Raw genomic sequence first — 7,664 nt, 5'->3', positions numbered from 1 at the left:
CTAGTGGTTCATCACAGTGATTTTGACGTTTTGATACCGAGCCATCCGAGGATAGGCAACTTTTCGGGTGGCAAGAGGATCTCGATGCTTCGAGCGACGCCGGGCTGGCGACGAATGAACCCGTTGCGTTCGAGGGTGAGGATCATCTGGTGGACTGACGGCGGGCTGACGCGGAAATGCCGCTGGATGTCGGCCTCGGCGGGCGGCTGTCCGAACATGTACGAGTAGGTATGGATGAAAGCGAGATAGTGTCCCTGCTTCTCGGTGAAGTGCGCGCCTGATTTTTGACTCATAGCTGGATTCGTCCCGGCCTCCGACAAGGAGGCGAAGCATGAATGTACGTTATCGGGTCGAATTGAGCCAAGCCGAGCGGGACGAACTGACGGCAATGCTCGGCGGCGGCACGCATTCCGCCCGCAAACTCAAACGGGCTCAGATTGTGCTGGCGGCCGATTCAGGCAGCTGCGACGCGGAGATTGCCCGAACCGTCCGGGTCAGCCTTTCCACCGTCGGCCGGACCAAACGCCGTTTCGTAGAAGGCAATCTGGAGCGGGCCTTGAGTGAGGAGCCGCGTCCGGGCGCGGAACGCAAGCTGACAGGCAAGGAAGAGGCCCTGCTGGTGGCGACGGCATGCGCCAAGCCGCCCGCCGGCCGCAAACGCTGGACGCTGACATTGCTGGCCGACGCGATGGTCAAGCTCACCGATCACGCCAGCCTGTCGGGCGAGACCGTGCGCCGCCGGCTGGCCGACAACGACCTCAAGCCGTGGCGCCGGGATATGTGGTGCATTCCTCATGTCGACGGCGAATACGTCGCCCGGATGGAGGATGTGCTCGATCTCTACGCCGAGGCGCCGGATCCCGAGCGGCCCCTGGTTTGCTTCGACGAGACCCCAGTCCAGCTGATCGGCGAGGTACGCCAGCCGATCCCTGCCCAACCGGGACAGCGCGAGCGCTACGATTACGAATATCGCCGCAACGGTACCGTCAATCTCTTCGTCACCTTCGATCCGCATCGCGGCTGGCGCAATGTCAAGGTTACAGACCACCGCGCCGCGGTCGACTACGCGCACTGCATGCGCGAACTCGTCGACGTCCACTATCCCAATGCCGCCTGCATCCGTGTGGTGCAGGACAATCTGTCGATTCATACGGCCGGCGCGCTATATCAGGCATTTGCGCCTGCCGAGGCCCGTCGCATCCTGCGCCGCCTCGAGTTCCACTACACCCCGAAACACGCCAGCTGGCTCAATATGGTCGAGTGCGAGATCAGCGTGCTGCAGCGCCAGTGTCTCGGCCGTCGCATCGACGATCCCAAAAGGCTTCGAAAAGAAATCGCAGCATGGCAACGGCAGCGAAACAAGGCGCGAGACCGCATCAAATGGATGTTCACAACCGACAAAGCCCGCGCCAAACTCGGTCGCGCCTATCCAGTTGCCGCCAAAGAGTCAAAACCACTGTGATGAACCACTAGCCGGATATAGCGATTATCTCGACGACGTCCTGCTGCCTGCGCAACAGTTATGGGTGGGGCAAACGCAGCGTTGTGGCCTTAACTTCGAGACGAATGGGGACTTCTTCAGCTCTCCTTGTATGAACCATTCACTCCGGCGCGAGTCGTTGGAACAGATCGAAACCACTCCGGACTCGCGCGACCGACGGACGGTCGGTCAGTTGCTGTTCGTGTACATGCCTGAAGCCAGGGCGCGTGCATGCGAACAAGCGCAAAGCCTTGATCACGTTCCAGAGCACATGCGCTTTGTGGACTCAGATGGCCGCGAGAGTTTGATGGCAGTACCCTTTCCACCGTTTTGGGTGGGGCTCAGTTACAAAAATTGCGCCGTTGTTAGAATGTACCATTCGGCCGGGTGCAGGCTGGTCACTAAATCAGACGTCACGGGCTGTATCGTAATTCCCAAGACTAATTTCACCTATAATGACAACCGTGGCTTCTTTAAGCGACATGGTTTTGGTTCATTCGACGTCATTGCAACTGCACCAGTGCTGCGGGTTCACTATTCGCTGGTCAAATATCACGACCCCGAGGGTTCCGACGACAATTCGTCCGATGACTAGCCGCCATGCGCCAGGAGGTAAGTCCCTGCGGGACCTGCCCGGGAATGCTGCATCTGGTTTGCCTTGCGAACGTCAAACCTCATGCGGATGATGTAGTGTGATGATGTCTGTAATTGCCTTTGTCTACGTTCTAGTCTTATTAATGTGTACTCAGGCAGCATCTTCTCCGAAGACGCCGCCCGCAGGTGTTGTCATGATGTAACCGGTTTTTATTCAATAAACTTGGCTTCTTATTTGTCTGGACTGCCGCGCGAACAAATGTAGTTAAATCAAACCCCGCTTTGCGAATTGCCGTATTAATAGAACGATTCGAGAGGCGCGCGGATCACCCGCTGTCGGTTGTCCATGCAATCGAGGCCTCGCCAATGTGTGTCGGCATTCACGATGGTAAAGGTGAGAGCTTCGTAACCGACTCATCGCTCGGGAAGCTGCCTAAACCGGCGTGTCGTGCGACCATCGGGACAGAGGCGCCGGGAGCACGAAGTGCGGGCAGGCCGATACACACGATGAGCCGAGAGCTCGAGGTAGTCGCTGGCCGCCTCTGCGACTCGCCCGGTTTGCGCCGACAGGGCGAATCCGTAGTGGGCGTGTGCCGTCCCGAAGAAGGACGGACGGATGAAGCGAGCAAGGTTCACGGAAGAGCAGAGTATCCCTGTGTTGAAGGAGCATTAGGCTGGGGGCAAGACAGCCGACCTGGCTCGCAAGCATGGAATCTCCGAGCGACGATCTACAATTGGAAGGCAAAATTCGGCGTCATGGATGTCTCTGAGGCCAAGCGGCTGAAGGCGTTGGAAGAGGAGAACGCGAAACTGAAGAAGCTCCTGGCGGAGCAGATGCTTGATTGCGGCCGCCCTTCGCGAGCTTCTTTCAAAGAAATGCTAGGGTCCGCCGCGCTCTGCGGTCGCGCATCTGCAGGCCGTCATGAGCCTGTCGGAACGGCGGGCCTGTTCGATCGTCAGCGCTGATCCGAAGATGATCCGCTACAGCTCCAGCCGCCCTCCAGACACGGCTCTGCGTGGTCAATCGCGCGATCTCGCCAACGAGCGGCGGCGTTTCGGATAGGGCCGGCTGTTCGTCTGGCTGCGGCGGGAGGGCGATCGATCGGGGATCAACCGGATCAACCGGCTTTATCGAGCGGAAGGGCTCACCGTGCGCAAGCCGCCGCAAGGCCGTGGGGACCCGGCCCCGATCCTGGTGAAGGCTAAGCCCAATGCCCGCTGGTCGCTGGACTTCGTCCACGACCAGTTCGCTAACGGGCGGCGCTTCCGCATCCTCCGGACGACCGGCTCCGCCGACCGTCCGTTGCTCCACCCGCGCCACTTGTCGTACAAACCACCGAGACTCTAACTGCCGTTGGATGAAAATTCAGTAGCAGGTCTCTGTCGTTGTCCGACAGTGAAATACCCTTCCGTTTCGCAAAGGGGCGTTTTCGAGCCGAAAATGGCGCCCGTCATCTCGGTGTTTCAACCGTCCTTTGGAAAAGGATTAGCGCGAAGTGCCTTTTGAAGCGTCGAGCTTCCTATTATTGCCTAAAATGATCTTTCCCTGGACCTAGAGGTCGGCTCTATCCGGGGACGAATAGCCAAATAGAAAGCTCCGCAGTCGCCATCAAACTCCGTTGTTCCGCAATGAGCCACCAAATCGATTGGCGGGACACAACGAGGGAAAGTCGTGTTGCGCTGGCGGCAACTCGCAGCCAGGATCTATATAAGCCCATTGCGCCCTTGCATTCACCAAGGACAATCAAGGCTCCACTCCATCTCGGTCGTTACTCTTGCCTATCACCACAAACGTTGTTCCTTCCATCACGAAGCACAACTGAGCGGCTCTCTCCTCTTTCTCACGATGTCATGGGGCGCGGGCAATCCAGTCAATGTTAATGCTCCTAACACGCTATTGGGCATCATCGGAAACCGCAGGGCTCGCTACGCAAACCATCTTGGGCGAAACGATGTCAATCTCTCTTACGTCTATATGACTCAGGCGGATGCACATATGTGTCCGGACTGGTAAACTCACAGGCACCACCCATGTGAAATCGAACACGTCTCCTGCTGCGGCTCCGGATTCTTGCATTGATAGAGGGTTTACCTGGTTCATCGCTGTTCCCGAGGGTTCAAGCGACGATTCCGGAAACAATAGCGGCTTCCGCTCTTCCGTATTTGAACTCAATTTGTTCGACGCCAAATCCCGGAAACTTATAAGACAAAATGCGAACCGAAAAATATCCCAAACGCATGCGACCGCGCGAGATCGCGCAGGACTAGAGCATTACAAGCAACAGTTAGGTCAACAACGTGCTAATGAGCGATTGTAGTCCGTGTCGGCTGTAATGCTTCTTGTCAGTAAGTTCGTGTCCGTGTTGCCGCCGCAGATGTGGTGTTGTCGCGCATTGTGAAATCGATAGCATATCCATTCTTCACGCGGTATTGAAGTGGACCCTATGCTGAGGACCACTGGGTCCGGTTTGTTAAGGAGCTACTGCCGTTCGTTCTTCCCAATAACTTCACGATACTCTTGCTTGCTGCTGATGTGGCTGCGGGGATGTGGGAAACGCGCTGCGTTTTCAAAGCTTCTCGCTTGCGAGAAGCGTCATATCCGCAGCGCCTTCGCCGAAGGCGCCGGGGACACCGGCCCGCCAGACCGCCATCGGCGCGCGGTTTTCCAGCGCCTGATGAGGGCGCCGGAAATTGTAAAAGTCGATCCATCGGGCGATTCCGGCTTTGGCCTCGTGGCCATCCGAATAACCCTTGAGTAGATGTCCTCATATTTGAGCGAGCGCCACAGCCGCTCGATGAACATATTGTCCATCCAGCGCCCGCGACGGTCCATCGAGATCCTGACGCCGGTGGCGGTCAGTGTGCCGGTGAAGGCGGCGGTGAACTGGCTGCCTTGGCCGGCATTAAGGGGGCTTGGATGACAACGGCGAAATCGGCACATGGCACCCTCGAGCCGGAAAATCGAAGGCCAGCAACCCCCACGACTTTGGTCGCCGTCGCATCGTCCGTCGCAGCAGCGACTGACGCGAAAGCGCAAACATGGAACGCCGCTTGGATGGTATTCCTCCGTTGAGGGCCGCCTTGTTTGACGGACGCGAACGCTGCAGGTCCTAGGGGTAATCCTAGGAGAAGCGCTATGACGATTTCGCGGGCTGAGGTGATCACATCGGTCGAGCGGCGGCGTCGGTGGTCGCAGGATGAGAAGGAACGGCTAGTTGCAGCATCGCTCGAGCCCGGAGCCACTGTTTCCGAGGTGGCTCGCATGGCTGGCCTTCATGTGAGCCAGCTGTTTAGGTGGCGCAAAGAGCTTTGCAAGCACGGTGATGCGAGTATAGCGCCGTTAGTGCCGGTCGAGATTGGGCCGTCTGTGTCGCCGCGGGATGTGGCCGAAGCGTCATTGACGACGGCGCCGGCGCGTCGACCGAGGAGCCAGGGCATCATCGAGATTGATCTTGGTAGCGGACACCGCATCCGGGTCGATGGCGACGTTGATGGAGACGCGCTGCGTCGAGTTCTCGATGCTCTGGTGCGCCGATGATCCCGGTTCCGACAGGCGCGCGAGTGTGGCTCGCGACAGGCTACACGGATATGCGCAGAGGCTTTCCGTCGTTGGCACTCCAAGTGCAGGAGGTGCTGCGCAAAGACCCGCTCAGTGGTCATCTGTTCGTCTTCCGCGGTCGCCGCTGCGATCTTGTGAAGATGATCTGGCACGATGGCCAGGGAGCATGCCTATTTACCAAAAGACTCGAGAGAGGAAGGTTCATCTGGCCATCGGTTGCCGGTGAATCGGTAACGATCTCGCCGGCGCAGTTGAGCTATCTGTTGTCCGGGATCGATTGGCGCAACCCTCAAGAAACCCAGCGTCCGACGCGGGTCGGATAGCGTTTTACAGTTTGAATCTGCTGCTTGATCTGATTCAATGGCTTCATGATATCGAAGCCGGACGATCTTCCATCGGACCTTGTCAGTGCCCTGGCGGCGCTGCAGGCCGAGCGTGAGGCGCGGCTGCAAGCCGAGGCGGTTGCTGCCAGTGCGCGGGCGGAGCTGTCGGACAACGAGGCGCTGATCGCGCATCTGGAGCTGCGGATCGAGAAGCTCAAACGCGAACTGTACGGGCAGCGCTCCGAGCGCACGGCACGGCTGCTCGAGCAGCTGGAGTTGGAGCTCGAAGAACTCGTCACCACGGCGAGCGAGGATGAGCTTGCCGCGCAGGCCGCAGCGGCGAAGACGCAGAACGTCCGCCCCTTCATGCGCAAGCGGCCGGTGCGCAAACCATGGCCGGACGACATCGAACGCGAGCGCGTGGTCATTGAGGCTCCAACGACCTGTGCCTGCTGCGGTGGATCGCGGCTGGCGAAGATCGGTGAGGATGTGACCAAGACGTTGGAGGAGATCCCGCGCCGCTTCAAGCTGATCGAGACGGTACGCGAGAAGTTCACCTGCCGCGATTGCGAGAAGATCAGCCAGCCGCCCGCGCCGTTCCATGCCACGCCGCGCGGCTTCATCGGCCCACAATTGCTGGCGACGATCCTGTTCGACAAGTTCGGCATGCATATCCCGCTCAACCGCCAGAGTGCGCGCTTCAAGTGCGAGGGGATCGACCTGCCGTTGTCGACGCTGGCCGACCAGGTCGGCCACGGGACCTTCGCCGTCATGCCGCTCTTCCACTTGATCGAACGCCATGTGCTCGCTGCCGAGCGCCTTCATGGCGATGACACCACCATCCGTATCCTGGCGAAGGGCAAGTGCACGACCGGGCGGATCTGGACTTATGTGCGAGATGACCGGCCCTTCGCCGGGCCTGCGCCGCCGGCGGCGGTCTATTACGCCTCGAGCGACCGACGAGGCGAGCATCCCCAGAAGCATCTGGCCGCCTTCGCCGGTATCCTGCAAGCCGATTGCTACAGCGGCTTCGAGCCGCTGTTCGACCCGCGGAAGAAGGCGCTGCCGATTACGCCGGCGTTTTGCTTTGCCCATGCGCGGCGGGGCTTCTTCGAGCTGGCTGACATCGAGAAAAATGCTCGAGAAGGTAAGAAGGGCAAACCGGTCTCTCCGATCGCGCTGGAGGCTGTCAGACGACTCGATGCGTTGTTCGAGATCGAGCGCGCCATCAACGGCAGCGGCGCCGACGAGCGGCGCGCCATGCGCCAGGAAAAGAGCAATCCGCTTCTCGAGGACATGCACGCCTGGTTGCTGCGTGAGCGCGAAACCCTCTCGCGCTCCTCCGAGGTCCTGAAGCCGATCAACTACATGCTCCGGCGCTGGGACGACTTCGCCCGCTTCCTCGACGATGGCAGGATCTGCTTGACCAACAATTGTGCCGAGCGCGCATTGAGAGGCATCGCCTTGGGAAGGCGCAACTGGACCTTCGCCGGCAGCCAGCGTGGCGCTGACCGTGCCGCCATCATGCTGACGATGATCACGACCTGTCGCCTCAACGAAGTCGATCCCAAGGCCTGGCTCGCCGACGTCCTCGCCCGTATCGCCGATCTTCCCGCATCGCGTCTGCACGAACTGCTGCCCTGGGAATGGAAGCTCCTGCGCCAAGCCGACAAGCCCGCCGATCAGCAGGCCGCCTGACCTTCACGCA

The 7,664-nt window shown here is 59.6% G+C and carries 7 protein-coding genes and 1 pseudogene; 6 read left to right on the top strand and 2 right to left on the bottom strand.

Going from position 1 to position 7,664, the window contains the following annotated elements:
• Positions 1-11: 11 nt before the first annotated feature.
• Positions 12-293 carry a LexA family protein gene (locus AXW67_RS02800; protein ID WP_063675745.1) on the bottom strand — a complete coding sequence of 94 codons (282 nt, stop codon included), beginning with the start codon at positions 291-293 and terminating at the stop codon, positions 12-14.
• 38 nt (positions 294-331) lie between these two features.
• Between AXW67_RS02800 and AXW67_RS02795 the strand changes: the two genes are divergently transcribed.
• The 3 genes and pseudogenes from AXW67_RS02795 to AXW67_RS40105 all read left to right on the top strand — a co-directional run.
• Positions 332-1,462 carry an IS630 family transposase gene (locus AXW67_RS02795; protein WP_063675747.1) on the top strand — a complete coding sequence of 377 codons (1,131 nt, stop codon included), beginning with the start codon at positions 332-334 and terminating at the stop codon, positions 1,460-1,462.
• The gene (locus AXW67_RS02790; protein WP_488226169.1) at positions 1,434-2,075 is read left to right on the top strand and encodes a RolB family protein; all 642 of its coding nucleotides are present in this window, start codon (positions 1,434-1,436) and stop codon (positions 2,073-2,075) included. The genes AXW67_RS02795 and AXW67_RS02790 overlap by 29 nt, the downstream gene beginning before the upstream one ends.
• A 615-nt stretch (positions 2,076-2,690) precedes the next feature.
• Positions 2,691-3,383, top strand: a pseudogene (locus AXW67_RS40105) (transposase); the annotation flags it as partial.
• 1,258 nt (positions 3,384-4,641) lie between these two features.
• Here the strand turns inward: AXW67_RS40105 and AXW67_RS44965 are convergent.
• Positions 4,642-4,779, bottom strand: a complete 138-nt coding sequence (locus tag AXW67_RS44965) for a hypothetical protein (RefSeq protein ID WP_430641442.1) — start codon at positions 4,777-4,779, stop codon at positions 4,642-4,644.
• A 431-nt stretch (positions 4,780-5,210) separates the two neighbouring features.
• Between AXW67_RS44965 and tnpA the strand changes: the two genes are divergently transcribed.
• Genes tnpA through tnpC form a run of 3 tightly spaced genes read left to right on the top strand, consistent with a single transcriptional unit; the run spans position 5,211 to position 7,654 of the window.
• Positions 5,211-5,612, top strand: a complete 402-nt coding sequence (tnpA, locus tag AXW67_RS02780; RefSeq protein WP_063676421.1) for an IS66-like element accessory protein TnpA — start codon at positions 5,211-5,213, stop codon at positions 5,610-5,612.
• On the top strand, positions 5,609-5,956 hold the full coding sequence (gene tnpB, locus AXW67_RS02775; protein WP_063676419.1) for an IS66 family insertion sequence element accessory protein TnpB: 348 nt from the start codon (positions 5,609-5,611) through the stop codon (positions 5,954-5,956). The genes tnpA and tnpB overlap by 4 nt, the downstream gene beginning before the upstream one ends.
• Before the next feature lie 45 nt (positions 5,957-6,001).
• The gene (gene tnpC / locus AXW67_RS02770) at positions 6,002-7,654 is read left to right on the top strand and encodes an IS66 family transposase (protein WP_063676418.1); all 1,653 of its coding nucleotides are present in this window, start codon (positions 6,002-6,004) and stop codon (positions 7,652-7,654) included.
• Positions 7,655-7,664: the final 10 nt, after the last annotated feature.

The sequence above is a fragment of the Bradyrhizobium neotropicale genome, from assembly GCF_001641695.1.
Taxonomy (GTDB): domain Bacteria; phylum Pseudomonadota; class Alphaproteobacteria; order Rhizobiales; family Xanthobacteraceae; genus Bradyrhizobium; species Bradyrhizobium neotropicale.
The sequence above is the reverse complement of the archived record's forward strand: the minus strand, read 5'-3'. Positions and strand labels throughout refer to the sequence as shown.

Excerpts from the sequence above, each read along its gene's own strand:
- AXW67_RS02800 (WP_063675745.1), bottom strand. The coding sequence starts at position 293 with ATGAGTCAAAAATCAGGCGCGCACTTCACCGAGAAGCAGGGACACTAT.
- AXW67_RS02795 (WP_063675747.1), top strand. The coding sequence starts at position 332 with ATGAATGTACGTTATCGGGTCGAATTGAGCCAAGCCGAGCGGGACGAA.
- tnpA (WP_063676421.1), top strand. The coding sequence starts at position 5,211 with ATGACGATTTCGCGGGCTGAGGTGATCACATCGGTCGAGCGGCGGCGT.
- tnpB (WP_063676419.1), top strand. The coding sequence starts at position 5,609 with ATGATCCCGGTTCCGACAGGCGCGCGAGTGTGGCTCGCGACAGGCTAC.
- tnpC (WP_063676418.1), top strand. The coding sequence starts at position 6,002 with ATGATATCGAAGCCGGACGATCTTCCATCGGACCTTGTCAGTGCCCTG.